At 64.5% G+C, this 25890-nt stretch carries 27 protein-coding genes and 1 tRNA gene; 9 read left to right on the top strand and 19 right to left on the bottom strand.

The window, feature by feature from the left end:
- The first annotated feature begins 40 nt into the window (after positions 1-40).
- From CHB96_RS14970 to CHB96_RS14955, 4 genes are all read left to right on the top strand, one after another.
- Positions 41-550, top strand: a complete 510-nt coding sequence (locus tag CHB96_RS14970) for an NADPH-dependent FMN reductase (protein ID WP_089247550.1) — start codon at positions 41-43, stop codon at positions 548-550.
- A complete protein-coding gene (locus tag CHB96_RS14965) occupies positions 547-1044 on the top strand; it encodes a flavin reductase family protein (RefSeq protein ID WP_089247548.1) in 498 nt (165 codons plus the stop codon). The genes CHB96_RS14970 and CHB96_RS14965 overlap by 4 nt, the downstream gene beginning before the upstream one ends.
- Positions 1045-2265, top strand: a complete 1221-nt coding sequence (gene ribA, locus CHB96_RS14960) for a GTP cyclohydrolase II (protein ID WP_089247546.1) — start codon at positions 1045-1047, stop codon at positions 2263-2265.
- A 202-nt stretch (positions 2266-2467) separates the two neighbouring features.
- On the top strand, positions 2468-3424 hold the full coding sequence (locus tag CHB96_RS14955) for a hypothetical protein (RefSeq protein WP_089247544.1): 957 nt from the start codon (positions 2468-2470) through the stop codon (positions 3422-3424).
- A gap of 143 nt (positions 3425-3567) precedes the next feature.
- Here the strand turns inward: CHB96_RS14955 and CHB96_RS14950 are convergent, their stop codons facing one another.
- The 3 genes from CHB96_RS14950 to CHB96_RS14940 all read right to left on the bottom strand — a co-directional run bounded on the left by CHB96_RS14950 (position 3568) and on the right by CHB96_RS14940 (position 7288).
- Positions 3568-5403 carry an acyl-CoA dehydrogenase gene (locus CHB96_RS14950; protein ID WP_089247542.1) on the bottom strand — a complete coding sequence of 612 codons (1836 nt, stop codon included), beginning with the start codon at positions 5401-5403 and terminating at the stop codon, positions 3568-3570.
- 77 nt (positions 5404-5480) lie between these two features.
- The gene (locus CHB96_RS14945; RefSeq protein WP_089247540.1) at positions 5481-6104 is read right to left on the bottom strand and encodes a class I SAM-dependent methyltransferase; all 624 of its coding nucleotides are present in this window, start codon (positions 6102-6104) and stop codon (positions 5481-5483) included.
- Positions 6105-6172: 68 nt separating this feature from the next.
- Positions 6173-7288, bottom strand: a complete 1116-nt coding sequence (locus CHB96_RS14940; RefSeq protein WP_371829014.1) for a glycoside hydrolase family 183 protein — start codon at positions 7286-7288, stop codon at positions 6173-6175.
- A 97-nt stretch (positions 7289-7385) separates the two neighbouring features.
- Here CHB96_RS14940 and CHB96_RS14935 point away from each other — a divergent pair, with 97 nt between their 5' ends.
- Positions 7386-7814, top strand: coding sequence for a MarR family winged helix-turn-helix transcriptional regulator (locus tag CHB96_RS14935; RefSeq protein WP_245865729.1), 429 nt, complete (start codon positions 7386-7388; stop codon positions 7812-7814).
- A 27-nt stretch (positions 7815-7841) separates the two neighbouring features.
- Here the strand turns inward: CHB96_RS14935 and CHB96_RS29700 are convergent, their stop codons facing one another.
- From CHB96_RS29700 to CHB96_RS14905, 7 genes are read right to left on the bottom strand one after another with little or no spacing between them, the layout of a single operon-like run.
- A complete protein-coding gene (locus CHB96_RS29700) occupies positions 7842-8000 on the bottom strand; it encodes a hypothetical protein (RefSeq protein ID WP_176444302.1) in 159 nt (52 codons plus the stop codon).
- Positions 8001-8045: 45 nt separating this feature from the next.
- A complete protein-coding gene (locus tag CHB96_RS14930; RefSeq protein WP_089247536.1) occupies positions 8046-8387 on the bottom strand; it encodes a DUF4180 domain-containing protein in 342 nt (113 codons plus the stop codon).
- Complete coding sequence (locus CHB96_RS14925) at positions 8384-8797, bottom strand: helix-turn-helix domain-containing protein (RefSeq protein WP_089247534.1); 414 nt, start codon at positions 8795-8797, stop codon at positions 8384-8386. The genes CHB96_RS14930 and CHB96_RS14925 overlap by 4 nt, the downstream gene beginning before the upstream one ends.
- Positions 8798-8839: 42 nt before the next feature.
- Positions 8840-9490, bottom strand: coding sequence for a TIGR04282 family arsenosugar biosynthesis glycosyltransferase (locus CHB96_RS14920; protein ID WP_089247532.1), 651 nt, complete (start codon positions 9488-9490; stop codon positions 8840-8842).
- Positions 9487-10152, bottom strand: coding sequence for a glycosyltransferase family 2 protein (locus CHB96_RS14915; RefSeq protein ID WP_089247530.1), 666 nt, complete (start codon positions 10150-10152; stop codon positions 9487-9489). Before CHB96_RS14915 ends, CHB96_RS14920 begins: the two co-directional genes overlap by 4 nt.
- Positions 10121-11176 carry an NAD-dependent epimerase/dehydratase family protein gene (locus tag CHB96_RS14910; protein WP_089247528.1) on the bottom strand — a complete coding sequence of 352 codons (1056 nt, stop codon included), beginning with the start codon at positions 11174-11176 and terminating at the stop codon, positions 10121-10123. Before CHB96_RS14910 ends, CHB96_RS14915 begins: the two co-directional genes overlap by 32 nt.
- Entirely contained in the window at positions 11173-11964 is a 792-nt protein-coding gene (locus CHB96_RS14905) for an S-methyl-5'-thioadenosine phosphorylase (protein WP_089247835.1), read from the bottom strand. Before CHB96_RS14905 ends, CHB96_RS14910 begins: the two co-directional genes overlap by 4 nt.
- Before the next feature lie 59 nt (positions 11965-12023).
- On the opposite strand from CHB96_RS14905, the gene CHB96_RS14900 reads away from it, so the two are divergent.
- Positions 12024-13349, top strand: coding sequence for a hypothetical protein (locus CHB96_RS14900; RefSeq protein ID WP_245865724.1), 1326 nt, complete (start codon positions 12024-12026; stop codon positions 13347-13349).
- 42 nt (positions 13350-13391) lie between these two features.
- Here CHB96_RS14900 and CHB96_RS14895 read toward each other — a convergent pair whose 3' ends face one another.
- Genes CHB96_RS14895 through CHB96_RS14880 form a run of 4 tightly spaced genes read right to left on the bottom strand, consistent with a single transcriptional unit; the run spans position 13392 to position 16455 of the window.
- A complete protein-coding gene (locus tag CHB96_RS14895) occupies positions 13392-14054 on the bottom strand; it encodes a class I SAM-dependent DNA methyltransferase (RefSeq protein ID WP_089247526.1) in 663 nt (220 codons plus the stop codon).
- Positions 14051-14527 carry a hypothetical protein gene (locus CHB96_RS14890; RefSeq protein ID WP_089247524.1) on the bottom strand — a complete coding sequence of 159 codons (477 nt, stop codon included), beginning with the start codon at positions 14525-14527 and terminating at the stop codon, positions 14051-14053. The genes CHB96_RS14895 and CHB96_RS14890 overlap by 4 nt, the downstream gene beginning before the upstream one ends.
- Complete coding sequence (locus CHB96_RS14885) at positions 14527-15771, bottom strand: molybdopterin-dependent oxidoreductase (RefSeq protein ID WP_089247522.1); 1245 nt, start codon at positions 15769-15771, stop codon at positions 14527-14529. Before CHB96_RS14885 ends, CHB96_RS14890 begins: the two co-directional genes overlap by 1 nt.
- Positions 15772-16455 carry a hypothetical protein gene (locus CHB96_RS14880; RefSeq protein ID WP_089247520.1) on the bottom strand — a complete coding sequence of 228 codons (684 nt, stop codon included), beginning with the start codon at positions 16453-16455 and terminating at the stop codon, positions 15772-15774.
- Positions 16456-16595: 140 nt separating this feature from the next.
- Between CHB96_RS14880 and CHB96_RS14875 the strand changes: the two genes are divergently transcribed.
- Entirely contained in the window at positions 16596-17420 is an 825-nt protein-coding gene (locus CHB96_RS14875) for a sulfurtransferase (protein WP_089247518.1), read from the top strand.
- Here the strand turns inward: CHB96_RS14875 and CHB96_RS14870 are convergent.
- Positions 17417-19006 carry a GMC family oxidoreductase gene (locus tag CHB96_RS14870; protein WP_089247516.1) on the bottom strand — a complete coding sequence of 530 codons (1590 nt, stop codon included), beginning with the start codon at positions 19004-19006 and terminating at the stop codon, positions 17417-17419. The two genes, CHB96_RS14875 and CHB96_RS14870, sit on opposite strands and share 4 nt — an antisense overlap.
- A 9-nt stretch (positions 19007-19015) precedes the next feature.
- Positions 19016-20758 carry an aldehyde dehydrogenase family protein gene (locus tag CHB96_RS14865; RefSeq protein ID WP_089247514.1) on the bottom strand — a complete coding sequence of 581 codons (1743 nt, stop codon included), beginning with the start codon at positions 20756-20758 and terminating at the stop codon, positions 19016-19018.
- Positions 20759-20902: 144 nt separating this feature from the next.
- Between CHB96_RS14865 and CHB96_RS14860 the strand changes: the two genes are divergently transcribed.
- Together CHB96_RS14860 and aac(3) are read left to right on the top strand one after the other, a co-directional pair.
- Positions 20903-22069 (top strand): PucR family transcriptional regulator, encoded by a 1167-nt coding sequence (locus CHB96_RS14860; RefSeq protein WP_089247832.1) that lies wholly within the window; start codon positions 20903-20905, stop codon positions 22067-22069.
- Entirely contained in the window at positions 22066-22857 is a 792-nt protein-coding gene (gene aac(3) / locus CHB96_RS14855) for an aminoglycoside 3-N-acetyltransferase (protein WP_089247512.1), read from the top strand. Before CHB96_RS14860 ends, aac(3) begins: the two co-directional genes overlap by 4 nt.
- Here aac(3) and CHB96_RS14850 read toward each other — a convergent pair.
- From CHB96_RS14850 to CHB96_RS14840, 3 genes are all read right to left on the bottom strand, one after another.
- Entirely contained in the window at positions 22854-23801 is a 948-nt protein-coding gene (locus tag CHB96_RS14850; protein ID WP_089247510.1) for an esterase/lipase family protein, read from the bottom strand. The genes aac(3) and CHB96_RS14850 overlap by 4 nt on opposite strands.
- Before the next feature lie 148 nt (positions 23802-23949).
- Positions 23950-24020 (bottom strand) — tRNA-Gly (locus tag CHB96_RS14845).
- A 69-nt stretch (positions 24021-24089) separates the two neighbouring features.
- On the bottom strand, positions 24090-25889 hold the full coding sequence (locus tag CHB96_RS14840; RefSeq protein WP_245865721.1) for a putative bifunctional diguanylate cyclase/phosphodiesterase: 1800 nt from the start codon (positions 25887-25889) through the stop codon (positions 24090-24092).
- Position 25890 lies beyond the last annotated feature (1 nt).

The following is a 25890-nucleotide window of genomic DNA, read 5'->3' as shown; positions in this document are numbered from 1 at the left end:
AGTAACAGTCACGGCACTACGACGTGGCTGGAGGCCCGAAGTGAAACTGACAGTGGTTGCAGGCAATCCGAAACCCGGATCCCGGACGCTCGACGCCGCGCGCCTGGTGGCCGAGAGCCTCACCGGCCGCGAGGTCGACGAGACCGTCGACGTCATTGCACTCGGTGCAGGCCTGCTGGGATGGGGCGACGCGGCGGTGGCGGCGGCCGTGGAGACGGTTCGCACGTCCGATCTCGTCGTGTTCGCCAGCCCGACCTTCAAAGCCACGTACACCGGCGTCCTGAAACTCTTTCTCGACCAGTTCGCCGGAGGTGACGGACTGAAGGACGTCGTCGTGGTCCCGTTGATGCTCGGTGCCGGGCCCGCGCACGCGATGGCTCCCGACATCTTCCTCAAGCACACGCTCGTGGAGCTAGGGGCCGTGACACCCGCACCCGGGTTGTATCTGATCGACTCGACGTACACGTCGGACACTCGCATCGCTGATTACGTTGCCCGATGGGGCAGCGTCTTGACCTCTACCGCAACCTCGAGAACGGATATCTCATGACACTCGCCACCACCGAACTCGACTCGGGAGCCCTGCGCGCGGCATTCGGACAGTTCCCCAGCGGCGTCGTCGCGCTCTGTGCCGAAATCGACGGCGTTCCAGTAGGAATGGCGGCAAGCAGCTTCGTCGCGGTGTCGATGGACCCGCCCCTCGTCGCGTTCTGCGTCCAGAACACCTCGACGACGTGGCCGAAATTCGTTGCGGCAGAACGCATAGGAATCAGCGTCCTCGGCGAGGCCCACGATGTCGCCGCGCGTACGCTCGCCGCCAAGACCGGCAACCGATTCGAGGGACTCGACGTGACGACGACCGACGACGGTGCCGTCTTCATCGGCGGAGCCAGTATGTGGCTGGATGCGACGGTCACCGAAGAGGTTCCGGCCGGCGATCATGCCATAGTCTTGATGCGCATCAACGAGCTGGAGATCAAGGACGTCGCGCCGATCGTGTTCCACGGCAGCAAGTTCCGGCGACTCGCCGTGGAGGTGGGGTAAATGATGGAAGCCGCGTTCGACGCGTTGCGACAGGGCAAGCCGGTCCTGGTCACCGACGATGCACGACGCGAGAACGAGGGTGACGTCGTTCTCGCGGCGGATCGAGTGACGCCGGAATGGACCGCGTGGACCATCCGCAACACCTCGGGTCTGCTGTGCGCGCCGATGACCGCAGCGCGTGCGGACGCGTTGGATCTGCCGCCGATGGTCGCCGACAATCAGGATCCGAAGAAGACCGCGTACACCGTGACGGTCGACGCAGCGGTCGGAGTGACGACGGGAATCAGTGCCGCCGATCGTGCTCGTACCTTGCGAGTCCTGGCCGATCCGGGTTCTGTCGCAGCGGATTTGATCCGTCCGGGGCACGTCATCCCGTTGCGTGCTCGACCAGGCGGGGTGCTGGAGCGTGCCGGTCACACCGAGGCAGCCGTCGACTTGTGCAGTCTTGCGGGTGTTCCCGCGGTCGGAGTCATAGCAGAACTCGTCGCCGACGACGGATCCATGATGACGTTCCCTGATATCGAATCGCTGGGTCGACGGATGCAGCTTCCGGTTCTCACCATCGAGCAGCTCGCGAATTACCGCTTGGCGCAGGGAATATCGACTGTTCCGCCGGTGTCCAGAGTCGATCGAGTTGCCGAAACGGTACTGACGACGTCGCACGGTGAGTTTCGCGCCTACGGATACGCGGATCGAGAAACCGGAGCGGAACACATCGCTCTGGTGAAGGGCGACCTCGCCGGCGCTCCGATCGTACGGGTGCACTCCGAATGCCTTACCGGGGAATCGTTCTCGTCGGAACGGTGCGAGTGCGGTCCGCAATTGGATTCAGCGCTCGCACGTGTCGCACGCGAAGGTGGAGTCGTCGTCTACCTGCGCGGACACGAGGGTCGTGGCATCGGGCTGCTCAAGAAGCTCGCCGCATACCGGTTGCAGGACCAGGGTTTCGACACGATGCAGGCGAACCTCGAACTCGACGAGCCCGCCGACGGCCGCGAATACGGCGGTGCTGCAGCGATACTCGAAGATCTCGGCGTGACGACGGTCCGCCTGCTCACCAACAACCCAGACAAGGTGCAGGGTTTGCGCGACAACGGAATCGGGGTCACCGCTCGGGTGCCCCTGATCGTCGGAGCCGCGCCCGCGAACGTCCGCTATCTGGAGACCAAGCGTGACCGGATGGGGCACCTCCTCCCCGGTCAGCTCGAGCGGAGCGTGTAGACCGGTGGCAGATGCTCACCATGTAGTCAGGTGCACGTCAGTTGGCTAGCGAATCGGCGTGCGACTGGCGAAATGGTGAGCACCTGAGCTGAGTAGCCCCGGAACTGCACGCCCGTGCCACTATTCGTCCACAGGCGCAGAGTTATCCACAATTGGCTCCCGAGAGGCCGAGTCGGCCTGACCGATAGTGCAGTCTCGGACCATGGAACTGGACCCGACCCGAATCCTTCGTCGTCGTGATGCGTTGGCGATGGGTATGGCCGACCACGAGATTCGAGCGCTGCACACGAGTGGCGGCTGGATGTCCGTGCACAATGGCAGCTTCATCGGTTCGAGCTATGCGGACTCGCTCGACGACACGTCCAGGCACCGGCTCCTCATCGATGCTGTGGTGCCCACGCTGTCGGACAGTGCAGTCGTGAGCCACGAGTCGGCTGCGGTGCTTCATGGATTGCCGCTGTACGAAGTCGAATTGTCGAAGGTGCACGTGACCCGCAATCGGCGCGGTGGGGGTCGTACCACTGCGGGCGTGGTGACGCACTGTTCTGCTCTCGACGACTTCGTCGTGGTCGACGGTGTCAAAGTCACGACGCTTGCACGCACACTCGTCGACATCGCCCGGACCACGACGCTGGATACGGCGGTGGTGCTCGGTGACGTTGCACTGAGGCAGGGGGCGTCGAGTCTCGAAGTCGCTGAGGAACTCGAGCGCGCACGTCGATGGCGGGGGATCGCAGCTGCTCGGCGGATCGCCGACTTCCTGGATGCGCGCAGCGAGAGCGTCGCTGAGTCGCTGAGCCGAATTCGGCTGCATCGACACGGTTTCGGCGACGTGGAGTTACAGGTCGAGATTCGTGATTCGAAGGGAAAGTTCCTCGGCCGAGGCGATTTCGGTGTAACACCCGAGGTGGTGGGCGAATGCGACGGCAAAGCCAAATACGTGAAGTACCTTCGGCCTGGCGAGGAACCCGGTGACGTCGCGTTCAAGGAGAAACGGCGCGAGGATTGGATCCGAGACACCGGGCTGCAGTTCGTCAGTTGGACGTGGGACGAGATCTTCCGGTTCGAGGTCGTGGTCGACCGTCTCCGCCGAGCAATGACGAGAGCAGAGCGATCTCCGAAGCCCACGGCGATCATTCGGCCTGCACGACGGCTATAGATGCTCACCATGTAGTCAGGTGCACGTCTGTTGGCTAGCGAATCGGCGTGCGCCTGACGAAATGGTGAGCACCTGAGCTGAGCAACCCCTCGAACACCAACGGCCGCACCCAGGAAGGGTGCGGCCGCTGACGAGCGAGAAGATCAGAACGCTGCTTCGTCGAGCTCCATGACGTCGAGGTCGAGGTTGGTGAGGATGTTGCGGGTGGCCGTGAGGTTCGGGAGCACGTTCTTGGCGAAGAACGACGCGACGCCGACCTTGCCTTCGTAGAACGACTTGTCCGCACCCTCGGCGCCGGCGTCGAGCGCCTTGATGGCGATCTCGGACTGGCGCAGCAGGAGCCATCCGATGAGCAGGTCACCGAACGCCATCAGGAAGCGAACGGATGCGAGTCCGACCTTGTACAGCTCGGTCGGCTGTTCCTGAGCGCCCATGAGCTGCTGGGTCATCGACGTGACGATGGCCTGCACGTCCTCGAGGGCGGTGCTGAGCAGTGCGCGCTCTGCCTTCAGACGACCGTTGCCTGCCTCGCTGTCGATGAACGACTTGATCTGTCCTGCAACGTGAGCGAGCGCGACGCCACGGTCACGGGCGATCTTGCGGAAGAAGAAGTCCTGCGCCTGGATGGCTGTGGTGCCCTCGTACAGCGAGTCGATCTTGGAGTCGCGGATGTACTGCTCGATGGGGTAGTCCTGCAGGAAGCCGGACCCACCGAGAGTTTGCAGGGATTCGGCGAGCTGACTGTATGCGATTTCCGAACCGACACCCTTGACGATCGGGAGCAACAGATCGTTGACGCGGAAGGCGAGGTCCTCGTCGGCGTCGGACACCTGCTTGGCGGTGATCGGGTGCTGGTGAGCTGCCGTGTAGAGGTACACCGCGCGCAGGCCTTCGGCGTACGCCTTCTGGGTGATGAGGCTGCGACGCACGTCCGGGTGGTGCGTGATGGTGACACGCGGCGCGGCCTTGTCCGTCATCTGCGTCAGATCGGCGCCCTGGACACGCTCCTTGGCGTAGCCGAGCGCGTTGAGGTAGCCGGTGGACAGCGTCGCAATTGCCTTGGTGCCGACCATCATTCGAGCGTGCTCGATGACGTCGAACATCTGCGCGATGCCCTTGTGTACCTCGCCGACGAGCCATCCCTGCGCGGGAATGCCGTGTCCGCCGAACGTGAGTTCACAGGTGGCCGACGCCTTGAGGCCCATCTTGTGCTCGACGCCGGTGACGAAGACGCCGTTGCGCTCGCCCATTTCCCCCTTCTCGAAGTCGAAGTGGGTGTTGGGAACGAAGAAGAGGCTCAGGCCCTTGGTGCCGGGTCCTGCACCTTCGGGACGAGCGAGTACGAGGTGGAAGATGTTCTCGAACAGGTCGTCGGACACTGCCGAGGTGATGAAGCGCTTGACTCCCTCGATGTGCCAGGAGCCGTCTTCCTGCTTGATGGCCTTGGTGCGACCTGCGCCGACGTCGGATCCGGCGTCGGGCTCGGTGAGCACCATCGTGGCGCCCCACTGGCGCTCTGCGATGACCTTTGCCCATTCCTTCTGCTCGTCGGTTCCGTTGTGGAACAGGACGTTGGCGAAGGAGGGTCCGGCGGAGTACATGAAGGCTGCAGGCTGGGAGCCGAGGAGCATCTCGTTGATGGCCCAGCCGAGGTTGCGAGGTGCAGCGATGCCGCCGATTTCCTCGTCGAGGCCGACGCGCCACCATTCACCGTCGTAGAGCGCCTTGAACGACTTCTTGAAGGAGTCGGGCAGCTTCAGGGTGTGGGTTTCGGGGTCGAAAACGGGCGGGTTGCGGTCCGCTTCGGCGAACGACTCGGCCAGGGGGCCCTCGGACAGGCGTACTACCTCGCGAAGCATGTCGCGGGCTGCCTCGCCGTCGAGGTCGCCGAACTTGTCACCCGAGAGGGACTCGTCGAGCCCGAACAGCTCGAAGAGGTTGAACTCGAGATCCCGAAGGTTGCTCTTGTAATGGCCCATTGCGTCGCTCTCCAGTCGGTGGTGCGGTCTCGTGAGTACCGCCCAAGTTAGCTACTCGTCGGTAACATAACGGCATATTACCCCCGTTCATTCCCGCTGCCAAGACCGGACTTACCGGCGAGTAGCAAAGCATCGATGGCGGTACCACTGTCTGTTGTTCGGAGCCTCTTCTCGCAGAGGTGAACGGCGGCTCGATCCCCGACATCGAACGCCAATTCCTCTGCTGTATAGAGTAGTTCGGGATTCTGGGGTCCGCCCACCCCGTGTGAGATGTTGTCGGAATGATGCCCCAGAATCATGAGGATTCCGTCAGGTTTCAGGGCGTCGAGAGCGTTGCGTATTGCTTTCGCACGTTGCTCGTGGGGCAGGTGTAAATAGAGCATGAGAACCAAGTCATATGTCGGTTCCGCTGCGATGGTCGTCACATCGGCATGAACCCACGTGAGGCGCTCCCGGACCGATTTCGGGGACCGCGACGCGATCGCGTGGCCCTTCTGCAGCCCGACGGCCGAGAAATCGACGGCGCTGACCTCCCAGCCGCGAGTCGCGAGCCACAGTGCATTCCGCCCCTCGCCCGACGCGAGGTCGAGCGCGCGGCCCCTGGGGAGCGACGTCGCGACCTCGACGAGCGTCTGGTTCGGCGGCGCGCCGTAGATCAGGTCCCGGCTCGAATACTTTCGGTCCCAGTCTGCGGCGTCCATGCCACGAGCCTATCGACGCATGGGCGAACTCCCGCGTGTGCGCGGCCGCGCGGCCGAAAATATCTGTGCTACAGCGTAGTTCGCAACAACAGTACGTTGTAGTTCTGATGCACAGTGGCCAGGAAGTACAGATCCCGGCCCGACGACCAGGGGTGGATGTACGGCGCGTAGGCGCTCGACAGTTGGCGGGTGTCGACGAGAACCTCGGGCGCACTCCAGGGGCCGACCGGCGAAGGCGCTCGACGCATCACGATCGAGTTGAAGTTATCCGTGGTGAGCATCAGGTACTGGCCGAGGTACTCGTTGTACGCGACGGACAGTTCTCCGACGTTGTCGACGATCGGCGCGGCCGCTGCCGGGTCGTTCTTCTTCCATTCGTGGCCGTTCCAGTACTCGTACTCACCGAGGTTCAGGATGTCCTTCTCGGGCACGCGCGCGACGTGGCCGAGGTTGCCTCGTCCCGGCGGTGTTCCGTACTCGTAGACGAAGCCGCCGTCCTTCAAGAATGCGTTCTGTTGGAAGTTGCGGTTGCCGCCCTCGCACGTGCGTTGGGTTTCCGGGACGACGGCCCAGTTCTCACCGTTGTCGCCGGACACCGCAAGCCCGGAGTAGTTGGTTTCCCACCTCCCGGGCTCGCCCCAGTTCTTGACCGACATCAGGCTCATGAACTGGTTCGGTCCGATCGCGACGCCGGCCGTCGGGATCCTGCTGATCTCGACGAACGGGATCTTGGGACTCGGAATCAACTCCTTGGACTGCCCGAGAGGGTCGCGGACGATGCTGTCGAAGTTCATGCCGTCGGCCAGATTGCCGTCTCGGCTGCGGACGAGCGAGTTGCTACGCCAGGACCAGATGCTGCCCTGCAGCAGGTTCGGGAGTCCGAGTCCGGCAGTGTCACCGAACGCCGTCAGGATCTCGCCGTTGCCGTTGTCCCACATGATGCCGAGGTCGGTACCGAGCATGTTGAAGTTCTGAGTCTCGTTGGTACTGGCCAGGCCGGTGGCCTGCGCGACAGCGACGGTTCGACCGGTGAGAGACGGGAGTCCGAACACGCCGTTGAGCCCTGGAATGGGGTTCACGGCATTCGGATTCGCAACAGCTGGTCCGGCGACGACCAACGACATCACGAGCGCTGTGGTTCCCACAGTGAAGAAGCGTTTCACCAAGCCCCCCGGCTTAGACATTGTTTTGACTGAGCGCCCGGTAGTTTAGCCCACGAAATTGTCGGAAACAGGGAATCGGTTTTCCAGTAGTGATGTTTTGCCGCGCTAACCTGTTCTTGTGAGCATCGATCCGCATCTCGCCAGGGATCTGTCGGTGATGGCCATGCGCCTCAATCGGCAGCTCAGGTTGCGTCACGCGAGCGACCGCCTACCCGTCGCGCATCTGTCGATTCTGACGACGCTGTTTCGGGAAGGGCCGACGACGACGGGGGAGCTCGCTGTCCGTGAGCGCATCAAGCCGCCGTCGATCTCACGGTCGTCGCACACGCTGGTCGAGATGGGGTTGATCGAGCGGGTGCCGCACCCGACGGACGGTCGGCAGGTGCTCCTGACACTCACCGACGAGGGACGCCGTGTCGCGATGGAAGACGTGGCGGCACGCGAACAGGTACTCGCAGCGCAGGTGGCGAAATTGACCGACGATCAGCGCGTCACACTCGCGCGCTCGGTGGACATCCTGACGGAGATCGTGGAGCGGGCTGACTAGCCTCATCCCGCCTCGCGTGAGTGAGCGTCAGTCGTGGTGGACGGCGTCGTCGATCTCTGCGGTGTTCCAGTCCAGGGTGGATCCGAGTTCTTCGTTGTCGGCCCGTCTGGCGACACGACCGAGTACGACGGCGACAATCAATGCCAACGCCATCCAAATCGCTACGCCGATCAGTAACCCGACCACATGACGTTTGTAGCACCCGGTGCTGAGAAAAGCTGGTGAAACCAGCTAGCGGATTGTTGCGATGCGGTCTTGTAAAGATCTCCGATCTGCAACGAACCAGATGTGGCGGCCTCGATTGGACTCGGCGACGAATGCGCGCAATGGCTCGCTGACCTGCGTGTAGTCGTCGATCTCACCCACGATGGCGAGCCGAATTCGATAGTTCGCAAATTTCTGTACGAATTCGCCCATCAGTCGGGTGCTGAGGTCGAAGAATTCCGGACGGAATCGTTCGACCGGAATTGCGATCATTGTTGCTTCAACTCCGAATGCGTCGCCGAGAACGTCCACTGCGTCGGACTCGGAGCCCAGAAGTGGCCCATCGCTGTCGAGGTACATGGTGGTCATCGGCTTCCCTCCACGAATGCGTCGACGATGCGAAGGACTTCGGCGGTGTCGAGAGGTTCTCCGATGACGACGATCTTGAAGCTCGATGCGGTGGCGTCGTACGCGGTGTCGATGCGCAGCCGCGTACCTGAGTTTCCGCGCCCCATCGCGGCGGCTTGCAGGGACGTGGCCAGCCGCGATGCGGTCTCCCGGCCGATGGCGTCGACGGTGACGATGCTGGTGACGTCGACGTGCGCCCGCTCGGCCTGCGGATCGCCCGTCAGAGCCGCGAGGCCTGCGGGGGTGATGCGGTATTGCTTCCCGATCCGCACCGCAGGGAGCCTGCCGTCCTGGATGTAGCTACGGACGGTGCGCACGTGCAGGCCGAGCAGTTCCGCTACTTGCTCGGCAGTGTAGAAATCGTTCCCCATAATTCCTTATGGTGCCCCTCGTGAGTGAAAATGTGTAGTCCTCTATACATTTTCACTCACATGAGCGAAGCGGCTCCCCGGCCGACACACAGCCGCGACGGCCGCGACATCGGACGCATGATCGACGTCCCGCAGCGTCTCGAGCAGCACCACCTCCGCCGACCGCGCGCACAGCGCCGCGAGTGTGGCGGCGCCGGTGTCGGGTGTGGACATCGGCACCGTCAGCAGCGCCGACGCCAACGAGGGATCAGGAATGCCCAGCGCCCACCAGCCGCCGTCCTCGGCCATGCCCAGCACCGATCGCTCGCCCGTCAGCAACGACGCCGACGCATTCAGCAGCTCCGGCGTCACCTGCGGCGTATCCATCCCGATCTGGAACACCGGATGCCCGACGGCCGCCGCATCGACGTGCGCATGCACCAGACGCTCGGCGAACCCGTCGCCGCGCTGGCGAACAACGGTGTACGACGCCAATCTCGCAGCAATCTCGTCCCGACGCGCGGCCAGGCCGAGATCGCCTGTCATCGCGACGATGCAGTGCGCGAAGTCGGCCGAGGCAACCGCGTCGAGAGTGTCGAGGAGCGCTGCGGCCGCGATGTCCGCGGCTGCGTCGTCGCCGACGGTGGCAGCGAGTCGCGTCTTCGCGAGCCCGGGCACGGGAGCCTTGGCGACGACGAGCGCAGTGACCTTCATGTCGAGAGCACCTTCCAGAAATCCCGCACCGCGACGACGGTGCCCTTGACGGAACCGGACACCTTCGACGTCCCGGCGGTACGCGGGCTGTACGTGACATCGCGTTCGACGACGCGCCATCCGGCCTTCGACGCGAGCACGAGTAGCTGCAACGGATATCCGGAACGACGGTCGGTGACGTTCAGGTCGAGCAGTGCTTGTCTGCGCACCGCGCGGATCGCTCCCAGATCGTGCACCGGGAGTTTGTACTTGGTTCGAAGCCTCAGTGACAGAACGGCATTGCCGAGTCGTGCATGCAACGGCGAATTCCCGGATCTCCGACGCCCCACCGCGAGGTCGGCACCGGCCAAGGCGTCGACGAGCATCGGCAGTTCCCGAGGGTCCATCGATCCGTCGCCGTCGAGGACGCATACGATATCGGTCTCGGCCGCAAGGACTCCCGCATGAACGGCAGAGCCGTAACCCGGCACTGTTTCTCGAACGACCGTCGCGCCGTGAGCCTCGGCAACGGATGCTGTGTCGTCCGTCGAATTGTTGTCCACGACGATGACCCTGTAGCCGTCGGGCATCAGGGCAAGAACACCAGGCAGAGAACCTGATTCGTTCATGCACGGGATGATCACGGTGACGTCAGACACGCGGTGCCCCTGTACCTTCCGCATCGCGCAGTGGGGCAGTCGCGAATTCGCGAAGCCCGTCGAGTGGCGAGACACTGGCCTCGAATCCGATCAGTTCGCGCGCGAGCTCCGGGCTGGCGACAATGTGCCGCACGTCGCCGGACCGGTACTGCCCGGTCACCTCCGGTGCAGGGCCTCCGCAGGCGTCGGCCAAAGCGCTCGCGACCTCGCCGATCGTGATCGGCGAACCCGAGGACACATTCAACGCAGCGAAGCCCGGCAGCGCGGCCGATACGGACAGCACGTTCGCCGCGGCTATATCGCCGACGTGGACGAAATCCCGTGCCTGCCTGCCGTCTTCGTACACCTGCGGCGCGCGCCCGGCTTCCAGTGACGACCGGAACATCGCTGCCACACCGGAATACGGGGTGTTCCGCGGCATATGCGGCCCGTAGACGTTGTGGTAGCGCAGCGCGGTGACCGAACCACCCGTCGCGAGGGACCACGCCAACGCGTAATTCTCCTGTGCGAGTTTGCTTGCCGCATAGGTGCTTCGCGGCTGCAACGGTGAATCCTCGCCGACGAGAGTCCAATCCAGAACCTCGCCGGTGTCGGGATCGGTGTTGTCGAAGCGGCCTGCGTCGAGATCCGATCGCGACCGCGGACCGGGAACGACGACCCGGCCGTCCTGGGTGCGATAGCGGCCTTCGCCGTACACCACCATCGACGACGCCAGCACCAGCCGCGAGCAGCCGGCGTCGGCCATCGCAGCAAGGAGAACTGCTGTGCCGAAGTCGTTGTGGCTGGCATAGGCAGGGGCGTCGGACGCATTCACGCCCGCGCCGACGACCGCAGCCTGGTGGCAGACGACGTCGACACCCTTCAGTGACGAGGCCACAGCGTCGGCATCTCGAACGTCGAGAACATCGATGCCGTCGACTCCGGCCGAAGATCCGTGCGCCGACGACAGAAACGCATCCGTGGCGACGACGTCGTACTCGGTCTTCAGGGCCTCGAGGATGTGTCCGCCGATGAAACCGGCTGCGCCGGTGAGGAGTACGCGGGTCATGGTAGCTCGATCGGAAGGTCGGCGCCGTCGTGGATGCGGCACGACGAACAAGGGCCGCTCGGCGCCGCTCCGATGGCGTCGCGTACGAGCTTCTTCAGCGGTTCGATGTTGCGCGCGAACTCGGCGAACACGTCGACCGCTCGAACGCCCTGTCCCGCTTCGATTCCCGCGTCGAGGTCGGTGACCAATGCGATAGGGGTGTAGCACAGTTCGAGCTCGCGAGCGAGCACGGCTTCGGGGTGGCCCGTCATGTTGACGAGCGTCCATCCCTGCCGCGCGTACCACTGGCTTTCCGCACGCGTGGAGAACCGGGGGCCTTCGACGACGACCATCGTGCCGCCGTCGACGACACCGTCCTGCAACGCAGCACCACGAAGCTCCGAGCAGTAGGGATCGGCGAATTCGACGTGCACACCGCCCTGATCGAAGTACGTCTGCACGCGTCCCGACGTCCGGTCGACCAGTTGATCGGGAACGACGAACGTCCCGGGCCCGTACTCGACGACGAGACTGCCGACTGCACACGGTGCGAACACCCGCTGCACGCCGAGCATCCGCAGCGCCCACATGTTCGCGCGATACGGAAGCGTGTGTGGGGAGTACTCGTGGGCCGTTCCGTGCCGGGGCAGGAACGCGACGCTACGGCCGCCGACATCGCCGACGGTGATCGGCCCGCTCGTCGACCCGTACGGGGTATCGAGCACGACGGATTCGGCGTCGTCCGAGAAGAACGAGTAGAAACCGCTGCCACCGATGACGGCGATCTCCGGGCGGTGACTGGTTGTCATGGTTCCCTCTTCCATCCTCTTCTATGCTGAGCGCAACGATGCATTCGCACAAACGTTAGGTGAACGCTATCCGGTACTGGAGAGAATCCGTCGCGGCTGTCCTTGCTGCCCTGCTCGTCGCCGTGGCGTTCGTCGTCCCGTACCTGGGAAACGAGCTGATCACCCCGATCATCAACAGGACGCCGCAGCAGGTCCGTGATTTTGCCGACGCGGCACCGCTTTTCGGGTTCCGCGAGATCCACTTCGGGTGGGGTACACCGTTCGCGATCCTGATCGGCCTCGCGTCGGTTCTGTGGGGGCCGGACATTGCGCGACGGTTGCCGTGGCGCAAGCTGCTGCTGACGACGTGGGCCGCGTCGGGCGCGTGGACCTTCTCGCTCGCGATGATCGACGGGTGGCGTCGCGGATTCGTGGATCGTCTCGCGTCGACCGACGAGTATCTGCACGAGGTCCCCGGTATCACCGACATCCCGGAGACGTTGCGCGGCTTCTCCGATCGCATACTCGACTACCAAGCCGACTCGTGGACGACGCACGTCTCCGGTCATCCGCCGGGCGCGCTGCTGTCCTTCGTGTGGCTCGACAGGCTCGGTCTGAGCGGCGGCGCCTGGGCGGCAGCGCTGTGCGTGCTCGTCGGAACCAGCGCGGCCGTCGCGGTCATGGTGACCCTGAAGGCGCTCGGTGACGAGACGATGGCGCGTCGGGCAGCGCCTTTCGTGGCGATCGCACCCGCCGCGATCTGGCTCGCTGTGTCCGCGGACGCGTTCTATGCGGGCGTCGTCGCGTGGGGCATTGCGCTGCTTGCGATCTCGACGAGGCAGTATCGCTGGCCCGCGTCCGTCGCGGCCGGTCTGTTGCTCGGGTTCGGGATCTACCTCAACTACGGGCTCGTGTTGATGGGCCTGCCTGCGATCGCGGTCTTGATCGCTGCACGCACCGCGTGGCCGTTGATCGGCGCTGTTGCAGGCGCTCTCGTCGTCGTGGCGATCTTCACCGCGTACGGATTCTGGTGGTTCGACGGCTACGAGCTGGTCCAGGAACGCTACTACCAGGGCATCGCGACGGATCGGCCGTTCGCGTACTGGGGCTGGGCCAATTTCGCGGCGTTGTTCTGCGCACTCGGGCTCGCCGTACCTGCCGCGTTCCCGCGCATCTTCACCCGGCTGCAACCGGTGAATCTGCTTGTCCTGGCAGGGCTGGCAGCAGTCGTCATGGCGGATCTGAGTCAGCTCAGCAAGGCCGAGACCGAACGCATCTGGCTGCCGTTCGCGATGTGGATGCTGATCGCGCCCGCGGTACTTCCTGCCCGGACGCACAAGTTCTGGCTGGCGTTGCAGGTCGTGGCGGCGTTGCTGATCAATCACCTGTTGTTCACGAATTGGTAGTGCGCTTCGCGCCCGTGCGCGCATGGTTGGGCCAGGCACACACTATCCACTCACGGGTGCGGAGCGCATGCGCGCAAAATACCGACCGTGAAAAGACGCGATATCGACGACGCGTAAGCCCGCCGTGCGTGCCAGATCGACCGTCGCGTCCGCGCTGACGCTCGCCCACGCGAACCAGTCGCCGACCATCGTGTCGGTCTCCCAGCGCACGGTTCGATGCGTCACGCCCTCGCGGCCGGGCGCGTCGACCTCGGCGATGATGACGCCGTCGGGTCGGATCAGTTCGGCAGCTCGACGCAGAAGCCGCACTGGGTCTCCGCCGATGCCGATGTTGCCGTCGGCGAGGAGAACGCACGCCCATTCGCCGACGTCGGGCAACGGCTCGAACAGATCTCGCAGCACCGCGCGACCACCTCGTCCGACGGTCAGGTCGACGGCTTCACGAGAGGTGTCGACGCCAAGAGCCGAGATGCCGCGTCGTGCAAGCCTTTCGGTGAGACGCCCTGGGCCGCAACCGAGGTCGAGAGTGGGCCCGCTGCACTGCGCGATCATTCCGTTGTCCGCGACGCGGTCCTCGATGCTCGACGCCTCCCCACCCATCCAGCGGGCGATGGGGAGCGGTTCACGAGTGCCGTCGGAATGCCCCATCCAACAGGGGAGGCCGGAGGAGACCCGGCGAAACAGCTCGTCGGCTGTCACGGTCATGTCGATCTCCTGGTGGTTGCGAAACGGAGTGCGTAGGCGAGTGCGCTGACGCCGAACAAGCATGCCGTCAGTACGAGCCAACGGCCGAGGAACGGTTCCTGGGTGAGACCTGTTGCCGTGACGTAGGTTTCCGCGCCCTGCTCGATGATTCCGGGCAGGAACAGGACGAACGTCAGGGCGCTGCCAATCAAGGGGATTCGGATGTAGTTGAGCGGTGATACCCGCCACCGAACCCTCCTGGTGCGCACGGAGATCAAGGATCGATCCACGAGTGAGTACAGCGGAAACAGCACGAGATCGTGGACGATGACAGCCCCTGCGAACCAGACTGCGATCGACTGCCACCAGACGTCCTGATTCCAGAACGTCCGTATGCCTGCCACCCACACCACATATCCCATGAGCGCGAACGCCAAACCCATCACGAGCAGGTGTAATGGGTGAGCACCGTAGAAACGGACGAATCGCTTCATCAGCTCGTCCTGAACTCGATCGTCGCAACCCACTTGGTGTTGTGCACACCGGGCATCGCCGGGACGATGATGCGGGCTGGATAGCCGTGGTCGGGCGACAGGTCGGCGCCGTTGACCTGCAGCGCCAGCAACGAATCCGAATGCAGCACCTGGTTGGACTGCAGTATCGCCTGCCGGAACGGCCCGTTCTGCTCCAGGGAGGTGACCTGCGCGGACGTCGGCTCGGGCACACCGGCGACCGCAGCCAGATCACGAAGGCGCACACCGGTCCAGGTCTGCACCGTCGACCAGCCTTCGACGCAGGCGATCGGGAGGTCCGCGGTGTGCTGTTCCATCCGCAGGAGGGCATCCCGGGTGAACGACACGGGCGATGCACCTCCTGTCAGTTCGAGAGTCCAGTCGGCGCCGGTCACGTCGTCGGTGATCTGTGCGGCGGACGCGGTTCGGTTGATCTGGAAGTCGTTGGGGCCGTCGCCGTAGGACCGGCCACGGGGTAGGAGAACTGCTGCGTTGCGCAGGAATCCGCCTGTCGTCTGGCCGACGGTCAGGAGCGCGATGAAGGCTGCTCCACCGCCCACGAGCGCGAGGGCACCCCGTCGACTGATGGTCTGCTCCGACGGGTTCTCGGCGATGAGGTCGGAATCGCCTTGCTCTTGACCGTCCTGCAGGGCCTGCATCAGCGAACGGCCGCGCAAGGTGCGAATCATCAACGGCACCTTGAGAACTGCGTGACTGACGAAGCCGGCGATGAACACCCATGCACCCCAGTAGTGGGCGGTGTAGAAGCTGAAGCCGAAGATGTAGTCGTACTGGATGTTCAGAACGCCGGTGACGATCTCGAACAGAATGCCGCCGACCAATGCGATCAGCGAAAGGCGTTCGAGCGCTTGGGCAATCGAGCGCACGGGAGGCGTCGTGAAGAGTTTCGGGATGACCGACCATAGCTTGGCCAGCACGATCGGAACGAGGATCAGTCCGAGCCCGACGTGGAGACCCTGTGTGAGGCGATAGAGCCAGGCCGGGTCGGTCGGCCAATCGAACTGGGGTAAACGTAGCCATCCGACGTCACCGGGGATCGCCTGGCCGAATTGCGGGCCGTACGCCATGTAGGACAGCAGTCCGGTGACGATGACGATCGGAAGCCCGACGAGCAGAACCGCTCCGAGGACCGAGGTGAACCACGGTCCGCGGAGCGGGCTGCGAAACCGTGCGCGCCGTGAGTTGCGCACGGTGTCGGTGTTCATCTACGCAGTGGCGATGGTGATGGTGGCAACGCCCACCAGCAGGCCGGGTGCGACTGCGTCGGTCTTGAACGTGTCGTTCAGCAGGCCGGCAGCGGTCTCGGAGATCTTGACCTGGGTGCCCTGCAGGATCGCGGTGTTGTCGGGGCCGGTGGCCAGCGGGTTCAGCGTGCGGCCGTCGAGGTCGAAGATGACTGCATCTTCTGCAGCGACGGAGCCGTTGACCGTGACGGTACCCGCCAGAAGCGACGTGCCCGGATCGATGTCGAAGTCGGTCAGCTCGACGACGGTGTCACCTGCGGTGAGGGACAGTCCGCTGCCGTCGTGCATGATCTCACCCTGGACGTAGGGGTCGACGGTGCCCGGCTCCCAGTACTTGACGTCTCCGCCGGTGATCGGGAATGCGATGGAACCGTCTGCGAGAGTTGCGGTTCCGATGGTTCCCGGTGTGAGGCCGAGGGTCGTCAACGCTCCGAGGAATCCGGGATCGAGTGCGACGGCGGTGCTGACGCCACCCGAGAGGTCGTCGACCTCGGCCACGGGGGCGGGGGTTGCCTCGGTGGTTTCGGCTGCTGCCGACGTGGAGCTGGTGCTGCTCGACGAGTCGTCGCTGGAACAAGCGGCGAGAGGAACGAGTGTCATCGCTCCGATTGCGGTGGCGGCCATGACTTTACGAATCGTAAGCATCTTTTTCTCCCTTGTTGGCTCGCGTTTGCTCGAGCGTTGTAGGTGATTCGCCGCTACGTCGAAGTCGGATGGGTCGAGACTGGAAGACCAGGCCCACCAATCGTTACGCTCACCTCCGAACATCAACCACAAGGAGTCGTATGAGCCCTATCCGCACGGTCGAAGACGTCAAGTCCGCACTCGGAAGTCTCGTGCCGCCCGTGGTGCTCGACGTGCGCTGGGCTCTGGGCGATACCGAAGGCCGTCAGCACTACCTCGATGCCCACATTCCCGGTGCGGTGTTCGTCGACCTCGACACCGAACTCGCCGAGCACGGTGCACCCGAACTCGGGAGGCACCCGTTGCCGTCGATCGACGCTCTGCAGGCCGCGGCGCGACGATGGGGCGTCACCGTCGGGGTTCCCGTCGTCGTCTACGACAACACGGGCAACACGGCTGCAGCTCGTGCATGGTGGCTGCTGAAGTGGGCAGGGGTGGAGCACGTCACCATGCTCGACGGGGGCCTGAAGGCGTGGATCGAGGCCGGCAACGACACCGCGTCCGGCGAAGAAACGGCGCGGACGGAAGGTGACATCGAACTCGGCGAAGGCCACCTTCCGATTCTGACAGCTGACGACGCGTCCGCGCTGGCGATTTCGGGAACATTGCTCGACGCCCGAGCGGCCGAACGCTACACGGGTGAGACCGAGCCCATCGACCCCCGCGCCGGGCACATCCCCGGGGCGGTCAGTGCGCCGACGTCGGCCAATCTGGACGCCGACGGCCGATTCCTCCCCGCCGAGCAGTTGCGTGCACGATTCGCCGGTGTGAGCGACGAGGTCGGCGTCTACTGCGGATCGGGCGTTACCGCCGCTCACCAGATCGCGGCGCTGGCGATCGCGGGTATCGACGCGGCGCTGTACCCGGGCTCGTGGTCGCAGTGGTCCAACGACCCATCGCGCCCGGTCGCCACCGGGCCCAGCTAGCGGGCGCTCAGAATCAGGTCGGCCGCCTTCTCCCCGATCAGCACGCTGGGCGCGTGAGTGTGTCCGCGGATGATCGTGGGCATGATCGACGCGTCCGCGACCCGCAGCTTGTCGACGCCGCGTACCCGCAGGTCGGGGGTGACAACGCTCGACGCGTCGCTGCCCATCCGGCAGGTGCTGACCGGGTGATAGAGGGTGTGCGCGTTCTGCTCGAGCGCTTCGGTGAGCAGGTGCTCGGCGTCGACGTCGGGTCCGAGGGAGGGTCGGACGATGTCGCCGAGCAGTCCTTTCAGCGCTGGCTGTGACGCGATGTCCACGCACACGCGCAATCCTTCGATCATGGCGCGTCGATCGACTCCGTCGGGATCGCTGAGGTATCGCGGTTCGATGATCGGCTTGGCGAAGGGGTCCGCGGAGCGCAGCGTGATCTCACCGCGACTCTCGGGCTTGAGCAGCACCGATCCGATGACGGCTGCGTGCGCGTCGGGTGCGATGAGTCCTTCGTCGAAGAACGGCGCAGGCGCGTAGATCACCTCGACGTCGGGGTACGGGACGGTGTCGCGGCTCTTGATGAATCCGTACGCCTCGGCGACGTTGGAGGTGAGCATGCCGCGTCGTCGGGTGAGGTAGTTGATCAACTCGGGAATCTTCTCGGCGAAGAACAAGGAATCCTTCTCGACACTCCAGCCGACCAGGGCGGCCAGATGGTCCGTCAGGTTCTTGCCGACGTGCGGGGAGTGATGCCGCACCTCGATGCCGTGTGCGTCGAGCTGCGTCTTGTCTCCGATGCCGGACAGCATCAGCAGCTGCGGTGAATTGACGGCGCCACCGGCGAGAACCACCTCGCGAGCGGCGCGGACGATGCTCGTCTTCCCGCCCGAGACGTATTCGACCCCAACGGCAGCCGAGCCCTCGAACACCACGCGGACTGCCTGCGCGTCGGTCAGAACGGTGAGGTTGGCACGTTTTCGTATCGGCTTCAGATACGCGTCGGCCGTGCTCCAGCGCGCTCCGCGCTTCTGCGTGACCATGGTCTGTGAAAAGCCTTCCGGCTCCGGCCTGTTCGCGGCCTCGACGGGGTAGCCCGCCTCTCGGACGGCATCGAGGAACGACGACGTCAGCGCGCGAGGGCTGCGTTGGTTCGACACGACAAGCGGGCCCGAGCGTCCGGCGTCGAGAGCGGTTGCATTCTCGATGCTCTCGATCTTCCTGAAGTAGGGAACGACGTTCTCGAACGACCACGACGAGTCGGCGAGCGACGACCACTCGTCGTAATCGGCCGCGAAGCCGCGCACCCACATCATCGCGTTCATCGACGACGACCCACCGAGCATCTTGCCACGTGGCCAGAAGATGCTGCGGCCCTTCAGTTCGGGCTGAGGTTCCGAGTCGTAGTTCCAATCCACCTCGCTCCGAAACAGTTTCGAGAACGCCGCGGGGATGTGTGCGAACTTGTTCTTGTCCTCGGGCCCTGCTTCGAGGAGTACGACGCTGTTGCGCGGGTCGGCGCTGAGTCGGTTCGCGAGAACGGCGCCAGACGAACCGGCCCCTACGACGACGTAGTCTGCGATCGATGGGTTGGTCATCGTATTCCCCTATCCTCGCAGTGCCGACGCGAAGATCGCGGGAAGCTTTGCCCACGAAGGCTTTCCGGCGAATCCGGTCAACAGCCTGCCCGTCGTGGCCGCGGTGGTGTTGGTGACGAACCACGGCGGTTTGGGCGACAGCGACCATTCGCCGTTGACGATCGACCGCGGCGCAGGGCGGAACGGCCCGCGTACGACGGTGCGTTCGGCGCCGTCGATCAACAATGCGTTGTGCACGATGCCGATTCCGCTCTGGACGTCGTCGATGGTGTGTCCGGGGAAGGCGCCCCATGTCGCTGCGGCGCTGAGGAATCCGAGACCGGTCCACGCGTTGACGGCGATCGTTCCGTAGCGAAGCTCGGCGAGAAGGGATTCGAACTTGTCTCCCAGTTCGGCGATCGTCGACGGGTGCGCGATGATGTTGACGCCGAGTGTTCCGACGAAGTCGTCGTTGGCGGTCTCGACGGCGCGTTCGGCGAATGTCGTACCTGTGCACGGCAGTTCGATCACCCCGAGAACGGGAGCGAAGTACTCGGTGGTCAGCAGTGCGGTTTCGTCACCGGGGTCGATGTCCCCGATCAGCACGCGGCCACCGGACAGTTGTTCGGACCGCGGATAGCTGGTCCGCGCTCCGGACACGCGGGAGTCGCTACCGGGGTAGTACGCGCGACGCACCGGTGCCTTGTCGAAGGCGTTTCTCAGTGCGGCGAGGAACTCGTCGCGCTGCGGCCACGATGACGAGATCACGACGACTTGTGCCGCGACACAGTTGTAGCCACTGTTGTGGAGTCGTTGTGTGGCAATGTGTTCCGCTTGGAACTCGATGTCCGAGGGGCTCCACTTTCCGGGCAGCACGATCGTCGGGGACACCCCGCCGAGTTCGCTGGTCATCGGCTTGGTCAGGATCGGGTCGTTCGACGCCTTGCGTTCGGCGCCGGTCTCGCCGGGTCCGAAGACGATGGCGTCGTGTGTGATGGAGCTACCTGTCATGTGTACGTGGTCGACCGACGGGTGGTGGACGAGATACGTGCCGACTTCCGGTCCGCCGGTGAGGATTCGGACTGCGCCGACGTCGATCAGTGGTTCCAGGACCGTGGTCAGTACCGGCAGCATCGGATCGGTGATGGGGTTGAGCTTCAACGCGACGACGCGATTGTGTGCGAACAGCTCGTACAGTGTGTCCAGCGGCGCGATCGACGTGATGTTGCCTGCGCCGAGAACGACACCGATGCCGTTCGTGGAACTCCGGTCGAGCTGAGCCAATCCTGCATTCCGTGTCGCGGCGGTGGCGTCGACACCTGGGTTCAGCCAGACGTCGGCTCGAAAGCCGCTGAGCAGCAACGAATCGTAGATGCTCATCGGCAGGACCTGTACCGTCGTGCGATTCCCCGGCGCCGAACCGAAGGTCGCGGACGCGAGTGGACTGGTGCCCGAATCGAGCGCGGTGAGTGTGTGGACCAGTGTGGCCGCAGCACTGGCGAACGCGTACGGACCCGACATCCACTCCTCGCCCACGAGCGGCGACGACGCGTCGAGCCCCTTGATCGTCGACGCCGCCGTGACCCACTCCCGGCCGTGCGCGACGGTGAGATCACGAACGCGCTCCAGCAGACGACCTCGGTCCGACAGGGACAACGATGCCCACGTCTTCTCGCCCTCGCCGAGATCGGACAGCGCGGCGTCGACGGCATGATGAGACTCGGCCTCCGCGCTCTGGGCGACGTGCAGGTGAGGTGCAGATCGATCGGTCATTCAGGCAGCTCCCGTCGTAGATCCTCGAACTGTGATTGTCATCTCGCACGCCGTCCGACGCCATGGGCGGACGCTCTCGACTTGTTGTGCCGTCGCACAACGACGCTGTGGCGTGGCTAACAGTCGGTGAACTACCATCGGATCATGACGACCGCACCAGCCGTTGCAGGCTCGTTCGAACTCGCCGCACCTCTGATGGGCGAGGTCGAGGCCCTCACCGACGAGCTGGTCCGCCGCATCCTGGACGCCGAACACGGGTACGTCGAGTCCACGTCGTTGACTCGGGAGCAGCTTCGCGAAGCATGTCTGGCGAACGTGACGGCATTGATCTCCAATCTCGCGGGCGCGCATCCGATCGATCTGGAGTCCGCCCGTGCGGCCGGTCGGTTGAAGGCCGAGCAGGGCGTCCCGCTGGCTGCGCTGCTGCACGCGTTTCGATTGGGCGGACGCCTCATCTGGGAAAAGCTCATGCAACGGTCCGAGGCGGATCACCCGCGAGCTCTGCTCGAGATGGCGGCGCAGGTGTGGGCGCTGGTCGACGTCTATTCGGACGCGGCGTCGGAAGCCTATCGGCTCAGCACGGATGCGCGGGCCGAGCAGGACGCAGATGTACGACGACGCCTCGCGCGTGCCGTCTTCGCAGGCCATGGTTCCAATCCGGCAGCGGTGACCGACGCGCTACGCGCGTTCCGGATTCCCGATCGTGGAAGTTTCGTCGTCGTCTCTGCCGAGGCGCAGTGCTCAGGCATCTCGACTCCCGGTGTCGATGCCATCTGGGACAGCGAGGTCGACGGCGTGCTCGGCCTGCTGTTCGCGCATTCCGACGTCGCGCTCGATGCCGTCATCGGGGCCATCCCCGCGGGTAGCGGCACCATCGGCGTCAGTGCGATGTTCTGGTCGCAGTCGGATACTCCTGCCGCCGTCGAGCAGGCTCGGTTGGCCCGTGCGTGCGCACGCGTGGAACAGACGGCGTCGACGCGTTTCGATGCGGTTCCGATCCCGCTGCTGCTGGCGGCCAATCCCGATTCCGGACGCGTCGCAGCGCGGCAGATACTCGGCAAACTCCTCGATCTGCCCGACGCGGAGAGGTCGAGCCTGCTCGCGACGTTGGAGGCGTGGTTCCAGTCGAAGGGGTCGACGACCGACGCCGCCGAGCGGCTGCACTATCACCGCAACACGGTCCTGTATCGACTGCGACGAATCGGGGAGCTGACGGGTCGGGACTTCCTCGATCCGATCCACGCGTCGGAATTGTTCATCGGTCTCCGCGCCTACCAACTGTGCATGGACGGTGTGGTTCAGTCGGCATGACACACACGCACGAGAGTCTGGCCGCCGATGCCGCAAAGCTGGGGTTGGTCGCGGGCGACGTGGTCATGGTGCACGCCGCGTTCGGGCGAGTCGGTCCGGTCGTCGGTGGCCCGGATGTGCTGGTGGACGCGTTAGTCGACGTCGTGGGACCGTCGGGAACGCTTGTGTCGTATCAGGATTGGGAACTCGGCGTCGACGTCTGGAACGCCGACGGCAGTGTCGTCGACGAACTGCGGGCGCACGTTCCGCCGTACGATCCCGCGACGTCGCGGCCGGCGCGAGATCACGGAATACTTGCGTCGACCATTCGAACCCGCCCAGGTGTACGCACCAGTCGAAATCCTGGAGCAGCCATGTCGGCGTTGGGGTTTCGAGCCGACGAACTGACACGCGAGCACCCGATGGACGACGGCTACGGCGTCGGGACACCGTTGGCGAGACTGGTCGACGCAGGGGGCCGTGTGTTGATGATCGGGGCTCCGCTCGACACGATGACGCTCCTGCATCATGCCGAGGCGCTCGCCGACATACCCGGCAAGCGTCGGGTGAAGCTCGAGTATCCGCTGCTGGGCGAAAACGGTGGCACGGTGTGGCAGTGGGTGAGCGAGTTCGACACGTCGAGACCCGTCGTCGACGGTCTGCCCGACGACTATTTCGCGACGGTCGTCGAGGACTTCCTCGGCACGGGCGCCGGCCGTCGCGGAAGGATCGGCGACGCGGACAGTGTGCTCGTCGACGCGCGGGCCGTCACCGAGTTCGCCGTCGACTGGCTCGAAAGCCGCTTCTAGTTGCTCGCGATGATGACGTCCAGGATTCCGGCGCCGAGTGGAACCGGACCGCAGTAGGGGACGATGCCCGCGTCCGGATCGAGTGCGGCGAGCGCCAGTCCGAGGGCCGTCGGATCGTAGGTGATCGTGAAGTGTGCGACGTTGTTCTCCGGGCAGACATCCTGCACCACAACGTTGTTCACGTTCGGATCGTGGAACAGTGCGTTGGTGTAGGGCTGGATGGTTTCGTCGACTCGTGTCGCGATGGATGTGTACTGCACGCCGGGGACGGTGTCACCGTGTGCGTTCAGCTGGGTCAGGAACTCCGACCCTTGCAGTAGCTGAACGAGCGCGGGCCCGAATTCGCTCGATACGAGCGTCGTGCCGCCCGGAACCGATTGCACCGCAGGGGAGAAGCCGTATGCAGTGCCGCCGTACGTCGGAGACGCGATGCCGATCCATTTGTCCACGACGGCCGCACCGCCCAGTTCGTTCGTGTAGTACCTGGACACCGCAGCGCCCTGGGAGTATCCGACGATGTCGACCTTCTCCGCGCCCGTCGATGCGCGTACCTGCTCGGTGAATTCGCTCAGTTCCTCGGCGCTGCCGCGAATGTCGCTGTAGCCGTAGGTGGTTCCGTCCGGCGACAGTCCATAGTTCAGTGCATACGCACAGTAGCCCTGAGCCTGCAGGACCGGTCCGAATCCAGCCCAGTCCGCGTACGCAGTGGCGTCCGTGCCGTGCACGAGGACGACCGGATTCGGATGCTCCGGTGAAGGTACGCAGTCGAAGTCGTTGACACCGGGCGGTGTTGCACCCGGGTGCTGTTCCGAATAGCGGATCGCGTCGGCATGATTCGACTGCGGAGGTCCGGGAATGGTCGGCACCACCGGTGCGGCCGAGGCGACACCCGCACCCAGCGCGATCGATGCCGCGCAGATGGCCAACGTCAGTCGGTGGTTCACACTGTCCCTCGAGCATTCTCCCCCGGTTCGCTCTTACGATAGGCCGGTCTTCGGGAGTTGTCTCAACGAGACGCGGGATGTATCAGGATTGTTCACAAACGGATGCGACGGTAACGCAGCTGTGAACCCTGCGGGTCCACGTGCAGAGAGCCGGTGACGGGAATCGAACCCGCCTCTCAACCTTGGGAAGGTCGCGTTCTACCAATGAACTACACCGGCGTCGAGGGCCGAAAGGCCCGTGAGGAAACACTCTAGCAGCACTCCCGATGTCGGCCGTCGTCCGTTCGATCAGAGGTCGATGGTCCCGCCCCGCAGCAGTTCCAGCGCATCGGGCGCCGGGACCGGCCGGGAGATCAGGTACCCCTGCGCGCGTCGGCAGCCGAGGCCGAGGAGTACGTCGATGGCGTCGCGTGTTTCGACTCCCTCGGCGATGACGTCGAGACCGAACGACGCAGCCAACCCGACGATCGACGCGATGATTGCGAGATCGTCTCGGTCAGCGGTCCCGAGGTTGGTCACGAACGTGCGGTCGATCTTCAGGGCGTCGACCGGTAGTTCCTTCAGATGCGACAGCGAGCTGTAGCCGGTACCGAAGTCGTCGATCGCGACGTGGACCCCGTGTCGTCGCAGCCCGAGGAGGGTGCGTCTGGTTCGGTCGAGATCCTTGACGACCGCCACCTCGGTGATCTCGAGGCACAGCGACGCCGCGTCGATCCGATAGCGACGCAACATCGCCGCGACGGTGCGCACGAAGTCGGTCGACACCAGTTGCGCGGGTGAGACGTTGACCCTCATCGAGATATCGAGCCCCGGCACCGCTTCCTGCCACTCGGCCAAGGTTCGGCACGCGTGCTCGAGTACCCAGCGACCGAGCTGCGGGGCCAGGTTGGTCGCTTCCGCGACAGGAATGAACGCGGTCGGCGGTAACAGCCCTCGAATCGGGTGCTGCCAGCGAACGAGAGCTTCGACGGCCGTGATTGCTCCGGTCATCAGATCGAGTTCCGGTTGGAAGTACAGCACGAGTGCGTCGTTCTCGATGGCACTGCGCAGGTGTATCTCGACGTCGCTTCGCAGTTCGCTCTGACGTTGGACCGCCTCGGTGAACTGCGCAATGTTGTTGTCGCTGTCGCCTTTTGCGATGAGCGCTGCCTGGTCGGCGCCTCGAAGAGCGTCCTCGGCGGAGATCCGACCCGGATGCGCGACGGAGATGCCGATGCTCGCACGGCGGACGGAATCCATACCTGGGGTGCTCACCGAACCGGTCGCGTCGAGGATCGCCTTGGCAGCGAGTGTCGCCATGTGAGAGTTGGCCGGACCCCGAAGTACGACGACGAACTCGTCGCCGCCCAACCTGGCGACGACGGCGTCGGATCCGATTTCCGCACGCAGGATGTCGGCGATGGCGAGAATGTACTCGTCACCGGCGAGGTGTCCGAGGAAGTCGTTCAGTGCTTTCAGTCGATCGAGGTCGAGCGCGAGTATCGCGACCGGGCCCGTGGAACGGTCGTCGAGTCGCTCGCGCAGGTAGCCCAGTAGTGCTCGGCGGTTGAACAGTCCGGTCAACTCGTCGTGCGATGCGGCGTACCGGAAGCGGTTCTCGGCTTCCACCCTGGTGTGTACCTGCGTCATCAGGGCAGCGATGGCGCGCAGCGCGTTCAGTTCGTCGTCGAACCATTCGCGTGCGGACAGTGTTCCGAATCCGAGTACTCCGACCGTGATTCCGTTGTCCACCATCGGGACCGCGACGAGAGTGTCCGCAACGAACCCCGACGCGGACTCGACGAGCTTGCGGTAGTCGTCGATGCCGTCCCCGGCGCGGATGACCCGAACGTCGAACTGCTCCTCGGTCGACGCGAACACCGGTTCGGCGTCGTCGAAGCGCACGACCTGCAGCGGATCGGGTTCGGCGACGTCGGAGCGAGGTGGCCACTCTGCGATCAGCACACTCGATCGTGCGTCGATGTCGGTGTGGCGTAGAAAGGCGATGTCGAGTTCGAAGCTGTTGACAAGATCGCGCAGGACCGCCTGATAGGTCGCCTGGGCAGTCACCGCGTCGGCGCCCATGAGTTCGGTCGCGACGTCGGTCACT

Origin of the sequence: Rhodococcoides kyotonense (genome assembly GCF_900188125.1) — a bacterium.
Lineage (GTDB): Bacteria > Actinomycetota > Actinomycetes > Mycobacteriales > Mycobacteriaceae > Rhodococcoides > Rhodococcoides kyotonense.
This window is presented reverse-complemented; position numbering and strand designations above follow the sequence as displayed.